We start from the raw sequence: 24,563 nt of genomic DNA on the forward strand, positions 1-24,563 counted from the left end.
ACTTTCAGGCTGTCCATCAGGGGCTCAAAGGCCTGATGGTTGGTGGAAAAAATACAGTCCCATCTTTTTCCATGACATCCAGAACCCTGTGCAGCAGTTCCGGATGATCTTCTGCAATATCAAAGGTTTTTCCCTTATCCCTCGCCGATGAGTAGGACGGGGGATCCACCATGGCAAGGGTGAAGGTCTCGCCGTTTTTCTTGAGAGTCTTCAGATGGTCCATGGCATCGGCCTGAAGCAGTCTGTGTTTTTTTCGTCGTTCCGGTCAACGCGGCCATAGCGATTTTCGTTGCACTTTAGGAAGATGCTGAATCCTTATTTTGATAATCGTCTGGAAGAAATAGAAGTGAGAAACATTATTCTTGCAGCCAGTTTGGAAAATCTGGAGGAATTTATTCTGCAGTATGTTTGGTTTGATGATTCCCCAGAGACAGGCACCTGAAAAATCGGCTCTTGAAAGCTGATGTCGTAAGGTAATAGAACTGAAAAAGGTCTTTATATCGTCCCTAGCGGGCGACATAAAGACCTTTTTTGTGTCCTGTTGTTGGGCGTGTTGTTTTTTTCTATTTAACTCAAATGTTTATTATTGCATCTTGTGTGGCACAGTCCTCGCTTTGGAGAATGGGCAGGAGTTCGTGTACCGCAGAATACGGTTTTTTTCTATTTCTTTTAAAGGAGGCTGCCATGAGAACAAAGGAACAATACGTTGCCGATCTGATGAAAATGAAGAAGAACATTTATTACAAGGGAGAAAAAATTAGCCGGGATCACGAGGAGCTGAAGATGACCCTGAATGTTCTGGGTCACACCTTTGATGCGGCAATGGATCCTGAGAAAGCCCACCTTTGCACGGCCAAATCCCATCTGAGCGGTGAAACCATCAATCGTTTCTGTCATATTCACCAGAGTCCCGAAGATCTGCATAAAAAGCAGGACATGACGCGCATGCTCTGCCGGGAAGTTGGCTACTGCATCGGTCGATGCATGGGCGCTGATGCCAGTAATGCGGTGAACATCATCTCCTATGAAGCAGATAAGGCCAATGGAGGTGCTACGGAATACCATAAGAATTTTCTCAGATGGCTGGATAATTTTCAGAAAAAAGACCTGGTGGTGGCCTGTGCTCAGACCGATGTGAAGGGCGAAAGGATGCTGCGTCCCTCCCAGCAGCCCGATCCGGACCAGTACCTCCATGTGGTGGAAAAAAACAGCAAAGGGATTGTGGTAACGGGCTGCAAGGTGCATATCACCCAGGCTTCCGTTGCGGATGAGATTATGGTGGTGCCGACCCGTTCCCTTACGGAGGAGGAGAAGGATTATGCGGTGGCTTTTGCCATTCCTTCGGATGCAGAAGGTCTTACCCAGGTGGTGCATCCCCATAATATGAGAGCCCGTAAGCATTTTAAGCGGGGGTTTGATTTTGGGGCCGCGGATTCCTATGTGATTTTTGACAGAGTTTTTGTGCCATGGGACAGGGTCTTTCTCTGCGGTGAGCATCTTCACGGAGGGTTGTGTGCCCTGCTGTTTGCCCTCTTCCACCGCCACAGCTATTCCGGATGCAAACCGGCCATTGGCGATATTACCATGGGGCTTGCCGCTTTAGCAGCAGAGGTGAACGGTATTGAGAAAAGCGCCCGTGTAAAGGAAAAGCTTGCCAGCATCATTCAGATTGCGGAACTGGGTTATGCCGCCGGCTATACGGCATCGTCCCTTGGTAAGGCAGAGATGACCATCCCGGGCATGGGGCCGGTGCCTTTTGGTCCGGGTTCCTGCATTCCCAACTCCATTTACTGCAATGTGGGCCGCTGCCTTACGGGTGAGGCTGTTTTCCATGAACAGGAGATACTCTGTGATATAGCAGGTGGTGTACCCGCTACCTTCCCCTATGAACAGGATCTGGTGAATGAGGAGCTCAGGCCCTATCTGGAAAAATACCTGAAGCGGAATACAAAGATACCCGTGGAGGACCAGATCCGTTTCTGGCTGTATTTCAGCGATTTGACCGTTTCTTCCCTTGCAGGAACCTTGAATTATGCAAGTTTCCACGGAGGAGGCTCTCCTGTTATGGAGCAGATTGCCATCACATCTCAGTACAATATTCAGGAAAGAAAGGATATTGTCAAACGGCTTGCCGGGATGTCCGCGAGTTGGTGATTCCCTTTGTATGGAAGGAGAAGCCATGAAAAAAACAGAGGATGCAGGCAGGGCGGAGAAGATTGAAGGGCCGAAAGCCGGATCTCCGAATTTGGATGCCATTGCCCGTGTGTTAGTAGAGAACCAGAGTGCTGCCATTCATGAAGTAAATGACAGCATGGAACCCGGACAGGTGAACGGCGGAGAAGGGGAGGTGAAGGAATGAATCTGTTTTCCCTTGAGCATAAGAAGGCATTGATTACGGGAGCGAGCAGGGGTATTGGTGAGAGTATTGCCGCAACGTTTGCGGAGTATGGCGCGCATTGTATTCTGGTGAGCCGTAAACTGGATAGCCTTGAGACTGTTGTGGACAGGATCCGTTCCCAGGGGGGCTCGGCCGAGGCCATGGCCTGTAACATGGGAGATCTGGATCAGATTGCCTCTCTCATGGATGCTGTGGAGGCAAAGCATGGGAGGCTGGATATCCTTGTAAATAATGCGGCAGCCAATCCCTATTTTGGTGAAATGCTCCATGCGGAGGCCTGGGCCTGGGATAAAACCCATGATGTGAATTTGAAAGGGCCCTTTTTTATGTCCCAGAGGGCGGCCATACTGATGAAAAAGAAAGGGCAGGGAGGCGCCATTGTCAACGTCTCTTCCATTAACGGAATCCGTCCCGCGCAGATGCAGGGGATCTATTCCATCACGAAAGCAGCCTTGATATCCATGACTCAGGCCTTTGCGAGGGAGCTGGCACCCTGTGGAATCCGTGTCAATGCCCTGTTGCCGGGTATGACAGAAACGAAATTTTCCAGTGCCATTACGGAGAACGAAGCTGTCAGCAAGGCGGTGATTTCCATGATTCCCCTGCAACGCATTGCCGCTCCCAGTGAAATGGCAGGCGCTGCCCTTTACCTTGTATCGGATGCGGCCTCCTATACCACGGGTACCTGCCTGATCTGTGATGGGGGCATGCTGGCCTGAATGCCGGAGCTGTCTCTATATTAATCATGAATCCGTAGTCCCTTTAATGGGGTGGATCATGGAGGATTGGATCTTTATGGACTGGAAGGACGTGGGCAGCCCCTTTTTGCCGGAAGTCCGTTTGCAGAGTCTTGCCGCAGGCTCTGCAAACGGAAACCAGGGTTCTTTGGGCCAGTCCTCTGTGCAGACATAAACGATGGGACCTTATAGCTTTGGTAAAAGGAGGAAGATATGGTGGTTACGGCGATGATACGGGTAAAGCCGGAAGCAGCAGTTCCGGCGGAAGAAAGGCTTGGCGAGCTTGTAAGAGCCGCAGCGTCAGAAGAAGGGGTGCTGGTCTACTCCCTGCATAAAGACCGGAAAAACCCGGGTGTTTTCTTTGTATATGAAAGATATGCGGACAGGGAAGCTTTTGAGCGTCATGGCAGCATGGCCCATGTGCAGGAGTTTTTTAAATGGGTGGGGTCTCATCTCCTGCAGCAACCTGAACTCACTGTCTATGAAGAGGTGGCTTCATTTGTAAAAGGAATGCCAGATTGATCTGTCATTTCTGCCGTTCATCTGCAAGGAGAGATGTAAACCTGATTATAGATGGGGGAGTTCCTGTTGTTTGGACAGAGCTCCCTTTTTATTGTCAGTGATTTTGGGAGGAATCGCTGGAATCTTCCATGAACTCCCATACCAGTGCAGGGGGCTGTGAACGGCCCAGCAAAAACAATGACCAGAGGTTTTTTTTCGTAGCTGCTAAAGAGAAAAGTACCGACTACCAATGCAATTAAACCAAGTAACAGGTTGAGTGATTTCTGCAATGGCAGCCTTTTTGTCTGTCTTTGTCAGGGTTCGGGAGATTTCCACGGATTACGGATGCCGAGTTTTTTCATTTTGGAGTAGAGGGTGGACGGTTTCAGTTCTAAAATGGCGGCGGCTCCACCCGCTCCCTTAATTCTGCCCCTGGCCTGTTGTAACGTGGAGAGAATCAGCTGGCGTTCTGCTTCGGCATGGTTCAGTGTTTCCTGTGGCTGGTGTTCATGACCGCCCGGAGGAGGGTGCAGGGAAAGGACAGCTCCCTGGGAAGAAATCATGGCGTTTTCCACCACATTTTTCAGCTCACGGATATTGCCCGGCCAGGAATAGGCGGTCATGGCTGCCATGTCTTTTTCTGACAAGGGACCAATATGCCGTCCCATGCTTTTGGAAAGCTGATGAATAAAAGAGTGCACCATTTCCGGTATGTCTTCCTGCCTTTCTCTTAGCGGGGGGACGAGTATGGGATACACATTCAGCCGATAGTAGAGGTCAGACCGAAACGTCCCCTCTTGCACCATCCGGGCCAGATTCCGGTTTGTGGCTGCCACAATGCGGACATTTACACGTACGGTGCGGTTGCTGCCAATGGGTTCAAACTCGCCGTCATCCAGTACTCTGAGGAATTTAGCCTGGAGATCCAGAGGCAGCTCCCCTATTTCATCCAGAAAAAGGGTGGAACCGTGGGCTATGGCAAAGCGCCCGATTTTTTTGTTTACTGCTCCTGTAAAAGCTCCTTTTTCGTGCCCGAAGAATTCGCTTTCCAAGAGATTGGATGGCAGGGCCGCACAATTGACCTTGATCATGGTTTTGGTACTTCGGTGGCTTATGGCATGGACCAGTTCTGCCAGAACGGTTTTGCCTGTGCCCGTTTCTCCCATAAGCAGAACGGAGGCATCGGTCACGGACACCTGTTCCATGCGGTTCAGCACCTCTGTCATGGCCGGACTGTTGCCGATAATGTGGGAGTAGCGGTTTTCACTGAGGATGGATTCTTTGAGATAACTGTTTTCTGCTTTCAGGCGTTCAGACAGTTTTTGTATGGTGTCAAAGGCTTTTCTGAGCTTGAGTTCGGTCTGTTTGCGTTCCAGCGCACTGGCAAAAACCTGGGCCAGAAGCCGCATGTGCCGAATGGAGGTTTCCGTCCAGTTCTGGTGTCTGCGGTAGGATTCAAAAATGATGACACCCAGTACAGACCCTCCGATCTTGAGGCTTACGCCCACACATGATTTGAGTCCTACCTTTTCCGCATACTGACGTTCTTCATGCCAGTCTTCCGGTGCGTCATCGGGAAGGCTGGAAAGGTTGACCACCTCGCCCCGCTTGAGGCGGAGGGTGATGTTAGGAGCTAGAGCATTGAGGATAATGCCCGGGTTTTCCGGCCATATATGGGCGGTATACCCGTGGCTTATTTTCAGTTCATGGCTGCCATCCCTGAATTCTCCGAAAACACTCTGGTCAATGCCGAGAAACTCCACAATTTTTCTGATGGCATCATTAATTTCCTGATCCACTTCCGAAGCAGGAATGTTGACGAACTTGGATGATATTTCAAAGAGGAGTCGTTCAAAGGTCATCATGGGGCTGAACTTTCTTTGAAGAATGTTGCTTGAGAATGGCGTAGCCGGGTCCACGAGATTCTTTTAATTGAATGCCTGTTGAAAAGCAAGGCAAGTAGGTTGGTCTGCTCCGATATTTCACTGATGTTAGCCGTAGCTTTGCCAATGGCTTCGACAGCCCCTCACAGAAAGTCCATGGAACGGGTTGCGTTACCGGAAGAGCGGTTGACAAGACCTGCTCTGGAGATAACATCGGTCACTATTTCATGGATTTTTTCAATGAAGGTGTTAAATCCGGTGGCCATGTCACCGATTTCATCCCGGCTCTGCACTTCCAGTTTACGGGTAAGATCCCCTTTGCTTTTTACCACATCCTGTAGCATGCGGGTGGTTTTGCGGATAGGAATGGAAGCTGTTCTGGATCAGGCAGGTGAGGGCGAGGATGCAACATCCAGACCTGCGATTCCTGTTGTGGGAGCGTATGGCCTGCAGTCCACCGTATTTAAGGCGTTCTCTACGAAAATATCCATGGCCGACTGAATATAGGTCAGTTCCTATGCCGCCGAGGCATGAAAGGTGGATACAGCCGATTGGTGCATTTGTATGCCAAGAAAAAAAAACATGCGCTTATCAGATTGCGGGTAGGGGGCTTCCGGTCATGGGGTGGAACCGGAAGTATGCCGGAATGCTCAATTCAGGCAGAGGTCTGAAAAAGGGCCAGTCTCTGAATGAAGGTATCGGGAATACGAATGGCTTTGAATTCTGGTCCGATACATACCAGGGTGAATTCGGCCCTGTTGCATAACTGTAATGTCCCGTTGACGTCTTTTGTCATTTCCTGAACAACGCAGAGGCTTCGGTTCCGGATCCAGGCAATGCGGGTGCGGATGATTGCTGTTTCAAGGTAGCGGATGGGTCTTTTGAACTGAATATGGGTATCGGCAACGGCTAGATGATAATTTTTTTCCATAATTTCTCTGTAGCTGCAGTCCGCGGCATCGAGATAATGATCCCTTGCTTCGTGATACAGGTCCAGATAGCGGCTGTGATAGATAACATTGCCGAGATCTACCATGTGCATGGGGATACGGATGGATACTTCATGGGGAAAGGCTGGGGCAAACTCCTGCATGCAAAACACTTTCTGAAGGAAAAAGGATAAGGGGGCCGGAGCCCCCGGACGGTTCTCATGAATGCTGGAAATTTTTATCACAGCCGTCTCCGGATTGAAAGGGAAAGGACGTTCACCCAACCCTCTCATCAAACTCAGTCATACCTTTCAGGCAGTTTGCCGATTATCTCGCATAGGCCTGCGAAGCTCTGTTCGTAACGATTGTAACGTTACTTTTAAACAGCCAAGGTACCTTCCAATGGTACGGAACTATTGAAGTTACAGTGTTGGCATTTCGGAATAAAACTGTGCTAAACAATTACATTTTTTTCAGACAAGGATACGCCAGCAACGGTGTATCTTTTTTCTTTTGTTCTGGTAATCTTCGGGAATGGTTTTTTGGGTGATCTCTTCGATTTCCCGGACTTTCAGGCTGTCCATCAGGGGCTCAAAGGCCTGATGGTTGGTGGAAAAAAATACAGTCCCGTCTTTTTCCATGACATCCAGAACCCTGTGCAGCAGTTCTGGATGATCTTCTGCAATATCAAAGGTTTTTCCCTTATCCCTCGCCGATGAGTAGGAAGGGGGATCCACCATGGTAAGGGTGAAGGTCTCGCCGTTTTTCTTGAGAGTCTTCAGATGGTCCATGGCATCGGCCTGAAGCAGCCTGTGTTTTTTTCCGTCCACGCCGTTGAGTCTGAAGTTTTCTCCTGCCCAGTCAAGATTGCCCTGGGACCGGTCAATGGAAAGGCTTTTTAAGGCACCGCCCGCTGCAGCGTAGCAGGTAAAGCTTGCCGTATAGCAGTAAAGGTTGAGAAACCTCGAACCTTCAGCCAGCTCCCTGACCATGGCTCTGGTATTTCTGTGGTCGGAAAAAAGTCCCGTATCCACAAAATCAGAGGGGTTGATCCAGAATTTCAGATCCCTTTCCCCCATGATGATTTTTTCGTCGGTCCGGTCAAGGCGGCCATAGCGTTTTCCGTCCCTTATGCCAGCATGCCTTTTTTTCAAATGAACCTTTTCCATGGGTACACCAAGGGCAGCGGCTGTAGCCTCAGCCATGGCAGGCAGCCAGTGGGGCTTAGACTGCTCCCGCATGTATTCCGCTATCACCAGATGCCCGCCGTACCAGTCCACAACCGCACGGATTTCCGGAATATCCCAGTCATAGAGCCGGAAAACCTCAAGGCCCTGACGCTGGAAACGTTTATGGAAATGCTTAAAACGTTTCTGGATGCGGTTTGCCAGCATTCTGGCCTGCTGCTCTGTTTTAGGATCTGTCATGGAATCTGGCATCTGCGTGGCTCCGGTTTTATAAAAAAGGTGTGTACACCCTGTGCGGTGGAGGATAGGTATCAGGCAGGATTTTTTCAGGTGAATCAGGAGGCTTTTTGGCCTCGCTTTATCCTGCAGCCGATTATTCTGAATCATTTGGTCATGGGAGGCAATCTTATTTCTCGGGAGATATTTTTATTTCCTATGGCCTTTGTCTTTCAGCCGTGTTTTTTCCAATATTTTTGATATCTGCTGAGGTGAATGATGATTCTGTGCATGGACCATTTGAATATTGTTGTGACAGACCTTGCAAAGGCAGCAGGCTTTTTTGAGGCTATGGGATTCAGGGCTGTGATGGAATCGGATCTGGACGGGGCCTTTCTTGAAAAGGTCACTGGCCTTTCCGGGGTGAAGGGGCGTTTTATTGCCATGGAGCATTCCGGGTCTTCCATGCGCCTTGAGCTTCTCGAATATCAGCCTGCCATGCTTCCGGATGGTCAGATAAGTATGGCAAATAAGGTGGGATTCAGGCATCTGGCTTTTCAGGTTGAGGATATGGAAAAAACCGTTGAGAATCTTAAGTCTTTGGGTGCTGTTTTCCTGAGTCCTGTACAGACCTGGGAGAAAACGGGTAAAAAACTTGTGTATTTTCTGGGGCCTGATGGTATTCTCATGGAGCTTTGTCAGTATCCGCTTGCATCTGAAGATCAGGAGTCATAAAATTATTTTTTTAATCAACGCTAATCAAAAGGAAAGGCACCTGTCCCCTGTGGATAATCAGCAGGAGGTCTGGTGAAAGTTATCAATGAAAATTGCATTGCCAACCAAAGAAAACAATACCATAGACAGCCATTTCGGACATTGTGAGTTTTTTACCGTGTTCACGCTGAACGAGAAAAAAGAGATTATCAATGAAGAAAAGGTGGCCTCTCCGGTGGGATGCGGCTGCAAGTCCAATATCGCAGGAACCCTGGCGGAGCTGGGGGTAAAGGTGTTGATTGCCGGTAATATGGGAGATGGTGCCATACGGGTGCTTGCAGCCAGTGGTATTGAGGTGATCCGGGGCTGCATGGGGGATGTACGGGCCATTGCAGATAAATGGATTTCAGGGGATTTAAGGGATTCCGGCATCGGTTGCATTGCCCATGGTCATGAGTGCGGGCATTGACAGAGAAGGAAAAAGGAAAAGAAGATGAAATACTTTTTTGTGTTTGCTGCGGTTCTCGCTTTTTCGGGCTGTGCCACATTTCAGTCGCAGAAGCCTCATTCCATGGAAGTCTGCAAAGAAAGCTCACAGGAAGAAATCGCCGCCCTCTTTGAACGCTGGAATTTTTCCCTTGAAAGCGGAGAACCCGAAAAGGTTGTGGAAAACTATGCGGCAGGCAGCATTCTTCTGCCTACAGTGTCCAACAAACCCCGTTTCACGGTTGCGGAAAAGCAGGATTACTTTGAGCATTTCATGGAAAAAAAGCCCTCGGGAAAGATTGACCTGAGCCACATCGAACTGGGCTGTAATGCGGCCATTGATTCGGGTCTTTATACCTTCACATTCAAAGAAACCGGAGAGAGGGTACAGGGCCGCTACACCTTTACGTACAGGTGGGATGGCACCAGCTGGCGTATAAGCAGTCACCACTCTTCGGCTATGCCTGAAAAACCATAAAATCTGGCCCATAAAAAAAGCCCCTGTGCCGGTAAGGATACAGGGCTTTTTGTTAAAGAATAAAGCAGGGGCTACACCCACCCATTTGTACAATACCTGGTGCAAACCCAGAATTTATTCCATCTTCGGATAATCTGATAATCTGACAATATGTCCAAAATGCTTCACTTTTGCAATATGTCTTTTGTCATTCGTTATAAAAATAGCGTCGTTCATGATGGCCAAGGCATGATAGATGCAATCTGTCAATTCAGGATAGCCAGTCTTCTTGTTTCCTGTTCTTGCGAGCTCCACTGCTTTCATGCGAGTTCTGGTATTTGGAACAACAATATTCAATACTTCTGACTCTGTAATTTTTTCAATATATTGCAAATGCTTCTCGACACTCTCAATGTTGTTCATATTACCGCACAAAACTTCCGTGATCTCATCCAGAAGAAGGCTTGGAACTATGACTTGAATTTTCTCCAGAATTGCATCTTTAATTATCTGTTTTGCCTTACCTTGTAACGAACGATTGTAAATATATTCCAGGAACACATTGGCATCCAGTATGTAGCGTTTATTTGTCATATTCATTGGCTGTCTTGATTCGCTTTTGCTCACGAATGGATCTAAGAACTTCAACCGGATCTTTATCTGTACCAATGTTAGGAAGACTATTCAGCTCTTTCAGTAGTGCTTTTTGCTGTAAAGAAATTGTTTTCTTCTCTTCTCGGTGAATAGATTGATCAAGAGGAATAATCCTTGCCAGTGGCTTACCTTTTCTTTCGATGGTAAAAATATCCCCTTTGTGGAAGACTTCGTCCAGAAGTGTTCCGAATTGCCTGCGTGCCGCAGTAACATCAATTGTTTTTTCCATATTATAGGCCCCCATGAAAGCAGATTTATGCCAAATGAACCATATCAACTATAATGGTTCGGAGCGGAGGAGGTCAATGCTTTATTGAATATTGTTCGGAGCATACGGAAAATAATCCTTTCCCACGGGCTCATGGCAAAGCTTTTGTATGGCAGCGGTCTGCTGATGCTTTGGTTGGCCTACTCGTATAGGCAAGCATCTAATATTGAAAGTACTTCAGACAACAGTTCATTGTTCCGCTGCTCGATACGTTTAACACGGCGAGCTCGGAAATCAACTGATTTTACTTGCTCAACCATGACGAAACCGCTCAACTTGCTTGCCTCTGGTATTGGTACATGAAAGGGAAAGTCACGGTCAGTATTTGTAATTGGGCACACAATGGCTAAGCCTGTGTTTCTATTGAATAGATCCTTGCTGACAACCAGTGCTGGCCGGCGTCCTTTTTGCTCATGCCCAGCTTGTGGATCAAATGTAATAGATATTATGTCGCCCTGCCTGGGAATATAGGCTGACATTTACCAGACCTCTTTTCCGACGGGTTCTCCCCAATCGGTTTCTTTGGTTTGGTGCCCTTTGGGAATTTTTGCTACAAGATCCTTGAGATTATATTTCTTGCGGACGCTTTGGGCCGGGGTGACAATTAAGGCACCGTTTTTTACAAGAATATTGACGTCATCGCCTACATTTATCTGAGCATCTGAAAGCAATGCCTTTGTGAGGCGAAGTCCTTGACTATTTCCCCATTTTTGAACTTTTGCAAGCATATGATCACCTCCTCATGTATATCCTAAGTTTATACATAAAAATTTTGACCGTCAAGGAGCTTTTTAGGCCAATAGTCCTATAAATTAAAATTTTCCATGTCTTCTGTTACTATTTTCAGGAAGGTTTTCCCTCCCTATACTGGCTGGTCTCACTGGATTGTGGCAAAGCTGCTTTATGGCAGAGGTCTGTGTTCTATGGAGTGTATTCGTCTGAAGATTGTGGCTTTGGATTTTGAGCAGGGCTGATTTGTGCGTGACGGGAAGGGGGTAGGGGCAGGCACAGGGGCCTGCCCCTACAAGGGAATTATATCTTTTTCCAGTTATTAGCTTCCCACTTTCTTCTATGCTTATTGGTAAGGATAAGCCCGAAGGAGAGGAGGATGTAAAACTATTGAAAAAACTATCTGATTCTGTTTTTAAAGACTTTATTCCTTTTTCCTGAACTCCTGTAAAATCTCCGCCATATGGCAGACCCGCATCCGGGAGGCGTGCTTGTCCATGCCGCCGGAAATCTGCATGACGCAGCCGGGGCAGTCCGTTACCACAATGTCCGCCCCCGTTGCCTCCATGTTGGCCACCTTGCGGCGGAGAAGCTGCTCGGAAACTTCCGGGAAATCAACGGAATAGGAACCGGAGAAGCCGCAGCACACATCTTCATCCGCAGCCGGGACATAGTCAAGGCCAGCAACCCGCATCAGCTCCCTTGGCTCTTCCACCACATCAAGGCCCCGGCAGAGATGGCAGGGTGCGTGGTAGGCCACCTTCTTGCCGCTCACACGGAAGTCATCCGCTGTCACTTTCAGCACATTTACCATGAAGGAGGAGAAATCAATGATCTTATCTTCAAGTTTTTTCACACCTTCAGGCACCGCATTTTCCTTTTGCAAGAGCTTGGGATAATTCTCTTTTATGTGGGAACCGCAGGAAGCGCAGAGGGTGAGGATATAATCGTACTTGTCCGTATTCAGGGCTTTCATGTTCTGTTCGGCCACTTCTTTGGCGGTTTCATTTTCCGCCATCATGAGAAGGGGCAGCCCGCAGCAGGTCTGGTCCATGGGAAGATCCACGTCCACTCCATAGCTGGCAAGAAGGGAAACGGCATCTTTTGCCTGTTGGGGATAAATGAAGTCCTGGGCACAGCCTGCAAAAAGAGCAACCTTGAGCTTGGGATTTTTGACCACTGGCTTGAAGGTGCTCCACTGATCCCGCAGGGGATGTTTGGCCAGCACGGGAATGGTGCGGAAATCGTGCTTGCGGCCAAAAATGGTGGGCAAATGCCGGATCTTTGGACCGTCGGCAATGGGAGCCTGAGCCATCCATGCATTTTTTAGCAGAGTGTGGAAGAGCTTGCGGTTGCCCATGACTCTGGCGAGCAGCCGGTTTCTCAAAGGTCGCTTGCCGTCTTCGTCCATGACTTCCCGGTATACCTTTTTAATGAGGTAGGGGAGATCAATTTTGGCGGGGCAGACCACCTTGCAGCTCTGGCAGTTGAGGCAGTTTTTCACGATGGCGCGGGCATTGTCCCTTCCATGGTAGAAGAAGGTGAGGATGAGACCGATGGCACCGATATAGACATGGCCGTAGGTGTGTCCGCCGAGGATGCGGTAGATGGGGCAGACGTTGGCGCAGGCTCCGCAGCGGATGCAGCGCAGCACTTCTGAAAACACCGGGTCTTTGGCAAGGGCCAGACGGCCATTGTCCAGGAAGACGATGTGTCGGGTTTTGACTTCTTTTTCCGAAGCGCCGCAGGGGGGCTGTCCTTTAATCCATGTAACATAGGAAGTTATGGCCTGACCTGTGGCGTTCCGGGTGAGGCCTTTTATGGCCGTGAGGGCCGTTTTGATATCCGGGATGAGTTTGTCCACACCGGCAAGGGTGACATGTACACGGGGCAGGGTGGTGGTGAGCCGGGCATTGCCTTCGTTGGTGACAATGCCGATGGCTCCGGAGTCGGCCATGGCGAAGTTGGCTCCTGAGATGCCCATGTCAGCCTCAATGAAGCGGGGCCGGAGCTGTTTCCTTGCCACCTTCACCAGCTTATCGATGTTTTCCGGATCCTGCTCTTCTCCGGATACACCGGTGAAAAGATCGCCCACCTGATAGCGGGAAAGGTGGATGGCGGGCATAACCATGTGGGAAGGGCCTGCGTGGCGCAGCTGGATGATCCATTCCCCAAGGTCTGTTTCCGTGACTTTCAGGCCCTGTTTTTCCAGATGATCGTTGAGAAAGGTTTCCTCAGCGGTCATGGATTTGGATTTCACGATGGTTTTTACATTGTTTTCCTTTGCAATGGCCGCAATGATGGCATTGGCCTCCTGGGCGGTTTTTGCAAAGTGCACCTTCACCCCGTCTGCTTCCGCATGGCGGGTGAATTCCTCCAGAAGCTCCTCAAGCCTTGGCAGGGCTGCATCCTTGGCGCAGGCAATTTCCTCCCGCAGCCCCTCAAGGTCCATGCCGCTGAAGGCCTTGGCTCTGGAAGCCTTGTAGCTTGTGGCAAAGTTGTTCAGGGTGGTCTGGAGGAATTTTTCCTTTAAAGTGGCACGGATCTGATCCGTGTAGTCCTTCATATTCTGGGGCGTTTTAATCATCGGCTTTTTCCTCCTTGAAAAGAATGTGCAGGAATTCAGGCCCATGGACGCCAATGCTCAACACCCGTTCAATGTCTGCTGTACGGCTTGGTCCTGTGATGAAAGCCATGTAGGCGGCACCGTTTTCTTTGATGGCTGCATCCAGAAGGGGAACCAGTTCATCGGTGGAAGGATAAATGGTGGAGGGATCCAGCACGCAGACATGGGTTTCCGCCAGCATGGTGGCGATGCGCAGGTTTTCATCGGCAGAGCGCAGCACCAGAGTTCCGGTCTGGGCTATACCCCAGAGGGCAGGGGTCAGGCCTGTGTGAATAATTTCAAGGTGGGGTCTGAAGGGAGGCTCCAGCACCTCAATGCCTTTGGCTTTGGCCTTTTCCTTTAAATCCGGAAGAATGGCTGCCAGGGTTTCTTCGTCAAAACCTGCAATGGCAATGGTCTTTCCACCCTGATCTGCGGTGAGATCCACGGTGTAGGCCGCAACATCCTCAAGGGTTTCTACGGTGCTGACCACGGTTTGCACCAGCTCCGCCTTTTCCTTGAACAGCTCTTTATCTTTTCCATTTTCCATGGATGTCTCCTTTGGATCTTCTTAAATAAGGCCATTTTCGGTATTGAATGTAACCGGAAATTGATCCATCACCCTCCCCCTTTGCTTCGAGAGCCTCAGCCAACACCCGGAGGGAGAGGGTGACATAAGGTGTTTGTATTTCAGAAAACCTTATGATTACAGCGTTTCCGCATAAAGTTCGATGCTGTGTTTCACGCGGACATTGTCACCTTTGGAAGCAAGCATGTCCGTGAGCTGCATCATGCATGCAGGACAGCCGGTGGCAACAATTTCTGCCTGTGTGGCAACAATATTGTCCCTTTTTTTCTGGCCGATCTGGGTGGAGGTTTCATAATGCTGGAGATTGAAACTCCCGCCGGAACCGCAGCAGGTATTGGCATCCTTCATTTCTTTGACGCTGTACTTTCCGCTGGCCTGAATCAGGGTTCTGGGCTGAGAGAAAACGCCCAGGGATTTACCGAGGTGACAGGGGTCATGGAAGGTGACGGCCCTGCCTTCTGCACCGTCCTTTGGACGCACACCCACTCTGTCCACAAGAAACTGGTTGATGTCCATGACCTTTGCGCTGAGGGCGTCGATTTCCCTGCGCCGTTTCATGTCCAGATTTTCGGCCATCATGGGCCATACCTTTTTAAGGGTGGCCGTACAGGTGGCACAAGGTGTCACCAGAACATCAAAGCCTTTGCCGGAAAAACAGTTAAGGTTGAGATCAACAAGTTTTTCAAAGGATTTTGTATCTCCCGATGCCAGAGCAGGCATACCGCAGCAGGCCTGATTTGCCGGAAGAAAGACACCGACTCCGTGGTGTTTCATAACTTTCAGTATGGCTTCCCCGATGCCTGTGTACATCTTGTCCACAAGGCAGCCCGGATAAAAGGCCACTTTCAGCCCTGATTTTCCGGCAGGTGTATCCATGGATGGATGGCTTTTTCGGAAAGGTCTTGAAGCTAGAGGAACAATCTGGCGGTTGCCGAGGATGGATGAAAGCATGGGCGCGCAGGAGGTACCATGGTAGGCATTGGCTTTTTTTGTCATGATCCCCTGGAATTTAGAACCCATGTTCACAAGACGGTTGAAAAGCTCAGGATGGGTGAGGGTGCCCCGGAAGATGGCCTTTTTAATGGGAGAAAGGCCGGTGTATTCCGTAAGGGCTGCCCTGGCCTTGAGAAAAATATCCGTAGCCTTGACACCGCTGGGGCAGCTGGCGGAGCAGGAGCCGCAGAGCAGGCATTTTTCAAGCTTACACTTAACGCCTTGGGCATCTGTAATCATCTGGTGGCTGAGGCCTTCCAGCAGGGCAATTTTGCCCCTGGCCACATCCCCCTCATTGAGTGTGCGTGCAAAAACCGGGCATACGGACTGGCACATGCCGCAGCGCATGCATCCGGCCAGCATATCGTCAATGTCCATTAGCAGACGATGTAAACGTTTCAGATCCCCCATGATGTCAGCCTCCGATAATTTTTCCGGGATTCAGGATGTTTTTGGGATCCACGGCGCGTTTGATTTTTCTGGAAAATTCGATGGAACCCCTTCCGATCTCTTTTTCCATGAAACCCGCCTTGGCAAGGCCGATGCCGTGTTCCCCGGAGAGAGTACCACCCATTCCAAGGGCCAGCTCAAAGATTTCTTCAACACCCTTTTCCACCCGGTGCCATTCCTCCCTGTCGCGCTTGTCACAGAGGATGGTGGGGTGCAGGTTGCCGTCTCCGGCATGGCCGAAGGTGCCTATTGTGAGTTTATGTCTGGCTGCAATGGCATCGAGGCCCCGCACCATGTCGGGAATACGGCTTCTGGGTACGGTGGCGTCTTCCAGAACTGTGGTGGGTCTCAGCTTGGCCAGTGCGGAAAGGGCCGTTCTTCTGGCTTCCCAGACTTTATTTCTCTCTTCGGCATTCTGGGCCACCTGAATGCGGCTGGCTCCGTTGGCTTTGCAGATGGTCTCAACTTCTGCCGCTTCATCTTCCACCTGTGCGGGGTGACCGTCAACTTCTATGAGTAAAAGGGCCTTGGCTTCCGTGGGAAGCCCCACCTTGGCAAAGTCTTCCACCGTGCGGATGGTGAAGTTGTCCATGAATTCCAGTGTGCATGGAATGATCTTGGCGGCAATGATGGCTGCAACGGTTTCCGCGGCCTTATCTACGGAATCGTAGACTGCCATCATGGATCTGGAGGCCTTTGGCGGAGGCACGAGCTTGAGGGTGATCTGGCTGTAAACTCCGAAGCACCCTTCACTGGCCGTCATGAGGCCTGCGAGGTTGAAGCCTGTGACGCATTTTACGGTTTTGGAGCCCGTGCGCACATGGGTGCCCGTAGCATCATAAAATTCCATGCCCATGACATAATCTTTGGTGACTCCGTATTTGAGTCCCCGAAGGCCACCCGCATTTTCCGCTACATTACCTGCTATGGTGGATACGGTCTGGCTGCCGGGATCCGGAGGATAGAAAAGCCCTTTGGCTGACACTTCCGCAGCGAGCTGGGCTGTGATGACTCCGGGTTCCACAATGGCGTACATGTCCGCCTCATTGATTTCTATGATGCGCTGAAGACCATTGGTGAGCATCACAAGGCCGCCCATGGAGGGAATGGTTCCGCCGCTTAAGTTGGTTCCTGCTCCCCGGACAGTGACCGGGATATTGTTTTCATTGCAGAGTTTTAAGATGGCACCGATATCTTCGGTATTTCTTGGCCGGACCACAAGGCCTGGCATGACAGGTGCAAGAACCGCCGCATCATAGGAATAGTTCATGCGGTCTGTTTCACTTTCCATGACGTTTTCAGCACCAATAAGATCTTTAAAGGCACCCACAAGGGAGTTTTTTTTCATGGGAATTCTCCATCCGTGTCAGGATTCTGAGGAACCGGCATCCGGCTGGAAAACCCGGCCGGATGCCATCGTGTTTTTGTTTGCTAGAAAGTTGCGGGGAAAAGTACAAAGGAAAAGAGAAGGCCCATGATACCCACAAGGATACCGTAAAGGACCATGGGGATAATGGTTTTTCTTATGATCAGACCTTCTACACCTACAAGTCCTACGGTGGCGGAAGCAGCCACAACGTTATGTACACAGATCATGTTGCCCATGGCGGCACCCACACCCTGAACACCCATGATGATTTCACGGCTGGTGCCTATGGTGGTGGCAAGCCCGTATTGGAAGTCGGAGAAGAGCAGGTCGGATACGGTGGCGGAACCTGTAATAAAGGAACCTAAGGCACCCACATAGGCGGCAAAGAAGGGCCAGCTCTGGCCTGCAACGGCAGCCACGGCTGTAGCCATGGAAAGGGGCATGGAGTGATAGCCCATAATATTGTTGCCGGATTGTCTCATGATTTCAACCAGAGCCACGGCAAAGAGCATGGCAATGGTGGGGTTTTTCAGGCGGATGAAGCTCTCTTTCCATGCCTGTGCTGCCTTGGCTGCAGGAATTTTGTGCAGAAAGATGGTGATGAGTGCCACCAGCATGAAGGGGATTACACCGGGCAGATAAAAAGGTGTCATGGTGAAGTTGACGGTTTCATAGCCGAGGATCTGGGTGAAACTGATTTTGAAGGAGGTAGCAAGAGCCTTGAAGGGCAGATCGTTCAGACGAGTAAGAACAAGGATACCTGCAATGAGTACATAGGGCAGCCATGCCATGAACTGGCTCATTTGGGGTTTCAGATCCTTGGCACCAACCTCAATTTCGCCCATCCATTCCTTTTCCCAGGAACTGCGCTCGCCGAAGTCCCAGTTTTTTTCGGGCATGAGGAAGCCTTTTTTGGCAGCAGTGATGACAATGCCAAGCCCCACAAGACCGCCGATGAGGGAGGGGAATTCCACACCCACGAGGAAGGCTGTGAGCAGGTAGGGTATGTTAAAGGCAAAGGAGGCAAAGAGGGCGAATTTCCAGGCACCAAGGCCTTCTTTCCAGGACTGGTTTTTGCCGAAAAAACGGGTAAGGAAGCAGATGAGGAAGATGAGGAAGCCAAGGCCCACAATGGCGTGCATGACAGCGGCCCACTGACCTACATTCATAAGAAAGCCGTTAAAGGTCGTGAATCCAATGTTTTCACCTGCAGCTATGGCAGCGTTCACAGGGGTTTCCAGGGTCATCATGCCAAACCAGATAGGTGTGCCCACGGCACCGAAGGTAACGGGAATGGAGTTGGAGATAAGGGCAACGCAGACCGCTGCAAGGGCGGGGAAGCCAAGGCCCAGCAGCAGGGGGGCTGCAAGGGCTGCCGGTGTTCCGAATCCTGCCGATCCTTCAATGAAGGCACCGAACATGAAGGCAATAATGATGGTTTGTATTCGTCTGTCCGGAGAAATACCCGTGAAACCATAACTGATGGTTTCCATGGCTCCGCTGACCTGCATGGTGTAAAGGATGACAATGGCGCCAAAAACGATGATGAGAACGTTGATGGCACTGCCGAAACCCGCCAGAGTTGAGGCGGCAATGAAGCCGAAATCCATGCCCCATGCGGTCATGGCAATCAGGGCACATACAAGCCAGGCCAAAGGCATGGCTTTGGTGGCGGGCCAGCGCATGCCAACCATGAGAACCAGAACAATGGCAATGGGTACAAAAGCGAGTAAAGCAAGCATTCCAATGGACATCACAGGCCTCCTTGATGGAAAATCCGGGGCAGGGTATGTTTCGGGGTCACCCTGACAGTAAAGTGGTTAAGGAATCACTCCGGGGGCATTCCAGCCGGGGAAGGGGGGGAAGCCGGAAATACCGGAACACCGTTTGCTTTTCGGGCGATGCTTCGCCCGGAGTGGTATCCGTTCTGGCTTATAGCTATATCTGTGCCATTGACGATAAATTTTATTATTTAAATGGTTTATCTTTTTTTGTCTGGTTCGGATCAGTGGGATGGCCGTGCCAAGGTCTGAAAAACAGGAATGGAATTCAGTGAGACGGGCTTTTGTTTGGCATTGTCGAACTGTTTTTGTGGTTTTGATCACTGCCTCCCCTTTATGAGTCCGGAAAAACGGATTGCTGGTTCTGCTTTTCAGGATTTCATCTGGTGATTAGGAGGAAACTGTTATATGTATAGTACCATGAACATGGTTTAAGTCCAGAAGGATTTTGGGCTTTGCCTCTGACCGAAAGAGAAAGCATGATATTTTTTCATAAAATAATAAAAGCAGGTCTGCTGTCTGTTTTTCTGGGCCTGCTGTTTTGTTTTTCCGTTCAGGCGGACATAAAAAAAAGGGTTGTCTATCTCAACTCCTATGAAGACGGATACGCATGGTCAGATACTTTGCTTGAGGGACTTCGTCTGGTCTTGGATACAGGTCCCTATACAGTGAATCTGCATGTGGAGTACATGGACACAAAACGTTATCCGGATCCGGAGCTGAGGCCCTACCTTGTTGACCTGTATCGTTATAAATATGGTGGGCTGGATATTGATGCCATAATTGTTTCAGATGACTATGCCTTTGATTTCATACTGGCATACAGGGATCAGCTTTTTCCGGGTGTGCCGGTTGTTTTCTGCGGAGTTAATGATTATCAGCCTTCCCGTATTGAGGGTGTGGAAAATATAACTGGCATGGCGGAAAGTTTCAGCGTGGTGGAAAACGTGGAGTTTGCCCTGCGCCTGATTCCTGCAGCAAGACGCATGGTGGTGGTCGGAGACGAATCGTTCACGGGAGGTGCCACCATGTCTGCCATCCGTCAGATGGCGCATCTCTTTGAGGATCGCCTGGAGATTGAGTACTGGTCGGATCTTGCAATGGAGGCAGCCATAGAAGCTGTATCCCGTCTTCCCGAAGACACTTTTATTTTTTATGTGCCATATTACGAGTATCTCAAGGGCAGTTTTTACAGTGCGGAAGATATTCTGGAGCGTATCTGTGAAAATGCCAGTGTGCCGGTGTTCACCTTCTGGGAGTTTCTTATGGGTTCCGGTGCCATAGGAGGACAGCTGACCAGCGGATACAGCCACGGAAAAATGGCCGGAGAGATGTTGCTCAAGGTTCTGGAAGGGATTCCCGCCGAATCCATTCCTGTAATCACGGAAGATCCTTATATTCTTCTTTTTGATTATGCAGCCATGAAGCGTTGGGGAATGGATATGGGGCTATTGCCCCGGGGTAGCACCTTCATTAATGAACCACGCCATTTTTATGAACTGAACCGGGAGGTTTTCTGGACCCTCATGGGTAGCATGATCCTTCTTTCCTCTGTTCTTGTTCTCCTTGTGCTCAATATTACCCACAGAAGGGTGGTGGAGGAAAAGATCAAGGACCAGCTTTCCTTTTTAAAGATTCTGATGAATACTATCCCAATTCCCATTTATTTTAAGGATAAGAGCGGCCGTTTTCTGGGATGCAACAACAGCTTTGAAAACTGGTTTGGTGTACAGGTACGTAATATTGTGGACAAGGGAGATGCCGTGTTGCAGGGGCGTTATCCCGTGCGCCTTTCCGATGATGTGGATGAGGCCCTTTTAAAAGAACCGGGTGTAAGGGTATACGAGAACCGTATCCACGATGTTTCGGGCGTTTATCGCCATGTGATTTTGACTAAGGCCACCTATCTGAATGCCAGGGGAGAAGTGCTGGGTCTGGTGGGGGTTATCAATGATGTGCACGGAATGAAAACGGCCCAGGAGAATCTGCGCATTGCCGAAGAGCGGTATCGCAGTATTTTTGAAAATGCATCCAAGGGTATTTTTATTGCCTCTCCCAAAGGCAGGCTGACCCACATGAACCGGGCTTTTGCACAGATACTGGGTTATGATAGCGAATATGAGGCCCTTAAAAATACAGGCGGGCTGCTGGAGTCCCATTACGTGGATCCGGAAAACAGGAAGGTTTTTTGGGAAATCCTTCTGGCGGGCCGGGAGGTGACGGGGTTTGAGGTTGCTTTTTATACCAGAGACAGAAAAATGCGCTGGGCATCCCTGAGCGCCAGGGCGGTATATGATTCCGATGGCCAGATGGTACATGTGGAGGGCATCGGTGAGGACATAACCAAACGCAGACATGCGGAAATGGCTCTGATGGAGTCCCGTCAGCGTCTCTGGCTGGTGCTGGACAATATTCCCCAGCTTGTTTTCTGGCAGGACAGGGAGCTGCGTATCATGGGGATGAATCGCAGCAGTGCAGAGTTCTTTGGTCTGGAAAACGGTCCCCGGGTGATAGGAAAAACCCTTTATGAGCTTTTGCCCGACAAGGAAGATGCGGCCATGCTCATGGAAAGGGGAGAACGGGCCGTTTTGCAGCATGAGCCTGTCTGCCGTTTTAAATGCCATATACAGGATGGCAGGGGGCGTAAGATCTGGCTGGAGATAAACAAGGTTCCCCTGCTCGGTGCCGATGGTGTGGCCAGTGGTGTTCTGACCTGTGCCGAGGACATCACCCGGAAGGTTACTTTGGAACGGCAGCTTTTACAGAGTCAGAAAATGGAAGCACTGGGAAGGCTTTCCGGTGGTATTGCCCATGACTTTAACAATATTCTCACATCCATCATCAATTCTGCAGAACTGGCCATGGAGGATCTGGAAGAGGGCAGTATGGGACGGAAGGATCTGGAGCGGGTGTTGCGGGCCGGAGAACGGGGCAGTGGCATGATCAAAAAGATTCTGTCCTTTAGTCGTCCCGGTAGGGAAGAATTCCAGTGCGTGGACTTAAGATCTGTGGTTCATGAGGGGCTGGATTTGTTGCGGACATCCATTCCCGGTCATATTCGTGTGAAAGAGGATTTCTGCGGTGAGCATCCGCTAAGTTGTATGGCAGACCCTGTTCAGATTCATCAGGTTCTTATGAATCTCTGTACCAATGCCCTGCAGGCCATGGGAAGTCATCCCGGAACTCTGGAAGTCCATCTTGCTACCCTGACTTTGGGGGAAAGCGAATCTGCCGGGCTTGGTGTGGTGCCGGGTTTCTATGGTTGTCTCAGTGTTGCGGATAATGGCCCGGGTATTGCCATCGCTGTACTGGATAAGATTTTTGATCCTTTTTTTACCACCCGTGAAAAGGGAGGCGGCAGTGGCCTGGGGCTTTCCATGGTGCATGGAATTGTGATGAACCACGGAGGGGCAGTGCAGGTAAGCAGTCTTCCCTTTGAAAGGACGGTTTTTGATGTTTTTCTGCCCCTTGAAAAACAGGGTGCTGTATCTTCTGTCACATGTGGTGAAAGGGCAGGGAACGGGAAGGAGCGTCTTCTTTTTGTGGAGGATGATATGGATCAGAGGGAAACCGTTCCAAGAATTTTAAGGAATATGGGCTACAGGGTGGTTGTGGCCGGGACGGCCGATGAAGCACTCTTTCGCATGGAATCTTCGGAAAATATATTTGACCTTGTACTGACGGATTATGATATGCCCGGGACCGATGGTCTTCGCCTTGCCCATCGTCTGGAAAGCATGAATCCTGATCTGCCGGTGATTCTTGCCACCGGCGGAGGCATGGCGGAAACCCTTCAGCCCAGAGGGAATATCCGGGCTGTACTTTCCAAACCCTATAATCGTGATTCCCTGAACCGGGTAATCCGCAGCGTGCTGGATGCAGGACCCTGTTGAAAGGATGTGCCGTGGCGAATATTCTTGTAATTGATGATGATGTGGATTTCTGTGAGACCATGGCCAGCCTGATACAGAGAATGGAACATGGATTCCATGCCTTTTATACCCTTCGGGAAGGTGTTGCTTTTCTTTCTGAAACAATTGTGGATGTGGTGTTTCTGGATGTACGCCTGCCAGACGGTAATGGTCTCGATGCCATTCCCCGTATCAGGGCTTCCCTTGGAGATCCTGATGGGGCTGAGCTGGCCATTGCAGCCGGTGTCTGGGATTATCTGGTCAAGCCTTTTTCCGTAAAACAGACACGATTAAGTCTGGACAGAGCATTGCGTTACAGGCTTGAAAAGCAGCAGGCACGGGAACCGGAACCTTTGGATCTTTCCTCTGTGGTGGGAGAGGGGCCTGCAATGAAGGCCTGTTATACCCTGCTTGCACAGGCCGCGCGCAGTGACTCCAGGGTGCTGATCACAGGAGAAACCGGCACGGGAAAAGAGCTTTTTGCAAGGACCATCCATGATAACAGCAGCAGATCAAAGGGCGAGTTTGTGGTGGTGGATTGTGCTTCCATCACGGAAACCCTTTTGGAATCAACTCTTTTTGGACATAAAAAAGGTTCTTTTACCGGTGCGGACAGTGACCGGACAGGGCTTGTTAAAATGGCTGACGGAGGTACGCTTTTTCTGGATGAGGTGGGAGACATGCCCCTTTCCATACAGAAATCTTTCCTAAGGGTTTTACAGGAAAGACGTTTCAGGCCAGTAGGTGAGACCCGTGAGCTGACTTCAGATTTCCGTCTTATTGCCGCCACCAACCGCAATCTTCAGGAGATGGTGGAGGAAGGAAAGTTCCGTCAGGATCTTCTTTTCCGCCTCTGGACCATTTCCCTGAGGTTGCCGCCTTTGCGGGAAAGGGGCGCTGAAGATATACGGGGGCTGACCCGGGTCCATATCCGGAATCTTTGCCAGAAGGCTGGCGTGGCCATGAAAGAGCTTGCCCAGGATTTTCTTGATGTTCTGCTGGCCTATGAATGGCCCGGCAATGTACGGGAACTTTTTAATGTGCTGGAAGTGGCCTTTGTGGCTTCCCGTGAGAATAAAACCCTTTATGCCATGGATCTTCCCCCAGAGGTTAGAATCAGGGTGATGCGTGCGGCCCTTTCTGACGGGAGGGGAGCCGATGATATTCCTGAAATCAGAGTTTTATCAACTGAGCAGTCTTTATCTGCCATGGAAAATTTTCTTCCCGATTCTCTGCAGGGGGATCTTCCCACTCTGAAGGATTTTAAAGCGGAGATGGAGGCTTTATATCTGGATATTCTGATGAAAAAGACAGGGGGCAGTCCTCAGGAGATGATGTCTGTTTCCGGCCTCTCCAAGTCCCATTTTTATGCCTTGCTTAAAAAATACGGCCGGTCTTTGAAATAAGCCCGGCATCCAAAAAGGAGGGCAGAACCTGCTTTTTTGGTGTCATCTTTTTTTCCGGACTGACGGTATTTTTTCCGGGAAAAAATACCTTATATTTAAGTTTCGTCAGAGGAGAAGGTAGAACACTGTAAAGATGGAGGTATTTATATTTATGCCTAATGGTGAGGCTGTATGGGATGTGGTTTTTTAAGGTTTTGTTTTTTTATAGGGTTTTTATGGTTTTTTTAAATGGGGATTTAAGAGGATCTTCAGGGATGTGGGGAAAAACGCTGCTTTTTATCGGGTTGGCATTTGATTTGC

General features: G+C 49.9%; 25 protein-coding genes. 11 read left to right on the forward strand and 14 right to left on the reverse strand.

Annotated elements, in window-relative coordinates:
• Positions 1-16: 16 nt before the first annotated feature.
• Positions 17-223 (reverse strand): hypothetical protein, encoded by a 207-nt coding sequence (locus FIM25_RS02060; RefSeq protein ID WP_139445791.1) that lies wholly within the window; start codon positions 221-223, stop codon positions 17-19.
• A gap of 461 nt (positions 224-684) precedes the next feature.
• Between FIM25_RS02060 and FIM25_RS02065 the strand changes: the two genes are divergently transcribed.
• The 5 genes from FIM25_RS02065 to FIM25_RS02080 are packed head-to-tail and all read left to right on the forward strand — an operon-like array spanning position 685 to position 3,657.
• Positions 685-2,154, forward strand: coding sequence for a 4-hydroxyphenylacetate 3-hydroxylase family protein (locus FIM25_RS02065; RefSeq protein WP_139445793.1), 1,470 nt, complete (start codon positions 685-687; stop codon positions 2,152-2,154).
• 25 nt (positions 2,155-2,179) lie between these two features.
• The gene (locus FIM25_RS02070; protein ID WP_139445795.1) at positions 2,180-2,359 is read left to right on the forward strand and encodes a hypothetical protein; all 180 of its coding nucleotides are present in this window, start codon (positions 2,180-2,182) and stop codon (positions 2,357-2,359) included.
• Positions 2,356-3,117: an SDR family oxidoreductase gene (locus FIM25_RS02075; protein WP_139445797.1), complete on the forward strand. Its 762-nt coding sequence runs from the start codon at positions 2,356-2,358 to the stop codon at positions 3,115-3,117. Before FIM25_RS02070 ends, FIM25_RS02075 begins: the two co-directional genes overlap by 4 nt.
• 58 nt (positions 3,118-3,175) lie before the next feature.
• Positions 3,176-3,310, forward strand: a complete 135-nt coding sequence (locus tag FIM25_RS17650; RefSeq protein ID WP_265423928.1) for a hypothetical protein — start codon at positions 3,176-3,178, stop codon at positions 3,308-3,310.
• A gap of 38 nt (positions 3,311-3,348) precedes the next feature.
• Positions 3,349-3,657, forward strand: coding sequence for a putative quinol monooxygenase (locus FIM25_RS02080; protein ID WP_139445799.1), 309 nt, complete (start codon positions 3,349-3,351; stop codon positions 3,655-3,657).
• Positions 3,658-3,950: 293 nt separating this feature from the next.
• Here the strand turns inward: FIM25_RS02080 and FIM25_RS02085 are convergent, their stop codons facing one another.
• The gene (locus FIM25_RS02085; RefSeq protein ID WP_139445801.1) at positions 3,951-5,501 is read right to left on the reverse strand and encodes a sigma-54-dependent Fis family transcriptional regulator; all 1,551 of its coding nucleotides are present in this window, start codon (positions 5,499-5,501) and stop codon (positions 3,951-3,953) included.
• Between the two features lie 161 nt (positions 5,502-5,662).
• Positions 5,663-5,887: a HAMP domain-containing protein gene (locus FIM25_RS02090; protein WP_342774317.1), complete on the reverse strand. Its 225-nt coding sequence runs from the start codon at positions 5,885-5,887 to the stop codon at positions 5,663-5,665.
• Between FIM25_RS02090 and FIM25_RS17655 the strand changes: the two genes are divergently transcribed.
• Complete coding sequence (locus FIM25_RS17655) at positions 5,886-6,020, forward strand: hypothetical protein (RefSeq protein ID WP_281279280.1); 135 nt, start codon at positions 5,886-5,888, stop codon at positions 6,018-6,020. The two genes, FIM25_RS02090 and FIM25_RS17655, sit on opposite strands and share 2 nt — an antisense overlap.
• 154 nt (positions 6,021-6,174) lie before the next feature.
• Here FIM25_RS17655 and FIM25_RS02095 read toward each other — a convergent pair whose 3' ends face one another.
• Both FIM25_RS02095 and FIM25_RS02100 read right to left on the reverse strand, forming a co-directional pair.
• Positions 6,175-6,612 (reverse strand): acyl-CoA thioesterase, encoded by a 438-nt coding sequence (locus FIM25_RS02095; RefSeq protein WP_179953087.1) that lies wholly within the window; start codon positions 6,610-6,612, stop codon positions 6,175-6,177.
• Positions 6,613-6,921: 309 nt separating this feature from the next.
• Complete coding sequence (locus tag FIM25_RS02100; RefSeq protein ID WP_139445807.1) at positions 6,922-7,887, reverse strand: class I SAM-dependent methyltransferase; 966 nt, start codon at positions 7,885-7,887, stop codon at positions 6,922-6,924.
• Between the two features lie 255 nt (positions 7,888-8,142).
• Here FIM25_RS02100 and FIM25_RS02105 point away from each other — a divergent pair, with 255 nt between their 5' ends.
• From FIM25_RS02105 to FIM25_RS02115, 3 genes are all read left to right on the forward strand, one after another.
• Positions 8,143-8,586, forward strand: coding sequence for a VOC family protein (locus FIM25_RS02105; RefSeq protein ID WP_179953088.1), 444 nt, complete (start codon positions 8,143-8,145; stop codon positions 8,584-8,586).
• 85 nt (positions 8,587-8,671) lie between these two features.
• Positions 8,672-9,034, forward strand: coding sequence for a NifB/NifX family molybdenum-iron cluster-binding protein (locus FIM25_RS02110; RefSeq protein ID WP_139445811.1), 363 nt, complete (start codon positions 8,672-8,674; stop codon positions 9,032-9,034).
• A 24-nt stretch (positions 9,035-9,058) separates the two neighbouring features.
• Complete coding sequence (locus tag FIM25_RS02115) at positions 9,059-9,529, forward strand: DUF4440 domain-containing protein (RefSeq protein ID WP_139445813.1); 471 nt, start codon at positions 9,059-9,061, stop codon at positions 9,527-9,529.
• Between the two features lie 114 nt (positions 9,530-9,643).
• Here the strand turns inward: FIM25_RS02115 and FIM25_RS02120 are convergent, their stop codons facing one another.
• The 9 genes from FIM25_RS02120 to FIM25_RS02160 form a co-directional block, all read right to left on the reverse strand.
• Positions 9,644-10,102: a type II toxin-antitoxin system VapC family toxin gene (locus FIM25_RS02120; protein WP_179953089.1), complete on the reverse strand. Its 459-nt coding sequence runs from the start codon at positions 10,100-10,102 to the stop codon at positions 9,644-9,646.
• A complete protein-coding gene (locus FIM25_RS02125) occupies positions 10,092-10,391 on the reverse strand; it encodes a type II toxin-antitoxin system Phd/YefM family antitoxin (RefSeq protein WP_179953090.1) in 300 nt (99 codons plus the stop codon). The genes FIM25_RS02120 and FIM25_RS02125 overlap by 11 nt, the downstream gene beginning before the upstream one ends.
• A 179-nt stretch (positions 10,392-10,570) precedes the next feature.
• A complete protein-coding gene (locus FIM25_RS02130) occupies positions 10,571-10,909 on the reverse strand; it encodes a type II toxin-antitoxin system PemK/MazF family toxin (protein ID WP_139445820.1) in 339 nt (112 codons plus the stop codon).
• Positions 10,910-11,158: an AbrB/MazE/SpoVT family DNA-binding domain-containing protein gene (locus tag FIM25_RS02135; protein WP_139445822.1), complete on the reverse strand. Its 249-nt coding sequence runs from the start codon at positions 11,156-11,158 to the stop codon at positions 10,910-10,912.
• Between the two features lie 425 nt (positions 11,159-11,583).
• A complete protein-coding gene (gene ldhH, locus FIM25_RS02140) occupies positions 11,584-13,746 on the reverse strand; it encodes an L-lactate dehydrogenase (quinone) large subunit LdhH (protein ID WP_218961223.1) in 2,163 nt (720 codons plus the stop codon).
• Positions 13,739-14,314 carry a LutC/YkgG family protein gene (locus tag FIM25_RS02145; RefSeq protein WP_139445824.1) on the reverse strand — a complete coding sequence of 192 codons (576 nt, stop codon included), beginning with the start codon at positions 14,312-14,314 and terminating at the stop codon, positions 13,739-13,741. The genes ldhH and FIM25_RS02145 overlap by 8 nt, the downstream gene beginning before the upstream one ends.
• A gap of 156 nt (positions 14,315-14,470) precedes the next feature.
• Complete coding sequence (locus tag FIM25_RS02150; protein WP_139445826.1) at positions 14,471-15,757, reverse strand: (Fe-S)-binding protein; 1,287 nt, start codon at positions 15,755-15,757, stop codon at positions 14,471-14,473.
• A gap of 4 nt (positions 15,758-15,761) precedes the next feature.
• Positions 15,762-17,144, reverse strand: a complete 1,383-nt coding sequence (locus FIM25_RS02155; RefSeq protein ID WP_139445828.1) for an FAD-binding oxidoreductase — start codon at positions 17,142-17,144, stop codon at positions 15,762-15,764.
• 83 nt (positions 17,145-17,227) lie between these two features.
• Complete coding sequence (locus tag FIM25_RS02160; RefSeq protein ID WP_139445830.1) at positions 17,228-18,919, reverse strand: L-lactate permease; 1,692 nt, start codon at positions 18,917-18,919, stop codon at positions 17,228-17,230.
• A gap of 506 nt (positions 18,920-19,425) precedes the next feature.
• Here FIM25_RS02160 and FIM25_RS02165 point away from each other — a divergent pair.
• Both FIM25_RS02165 and FIM25_RS02170 read left to right on the forward strand, forming a co-directional pair.
• Positions 19,426-22,839 carry an ABC transporter substrate binding protein gene (locus FIM25_RS02165; protein ID WP_139445833.1) on the forward strand — a complete coding sequence of 1,138 codons (3,414 nt, stop codon included), beginning with the start codon at positions 19,426-19,428 and terminating at the stop codon, positions 22,837-22,839.
• Positions 22,840-22,850: 11 nt separating this feature from the next.
• A complete protein-coding gene (locus FIM25_RS02170; protein WP_139445834.1) occupies positions 22,851-24,263 on the forward strand; it encodes a sigma-54-dependent transcriptional regulator in 1,413 nt (470 codons plus the stop codon).
• Positions 24,264-24,563 lie beyond the last annotated feature (300 nt).

Source organism: Desulfobotulus mexicanus, assembly GCF_006175995.1.
GTDB lineage: Bacteria > Desulfobacterota > Desulfobacteria > Desulfobacterales > ASO4-4 > Desulfobotulus > Desulfobotulus mexicanus.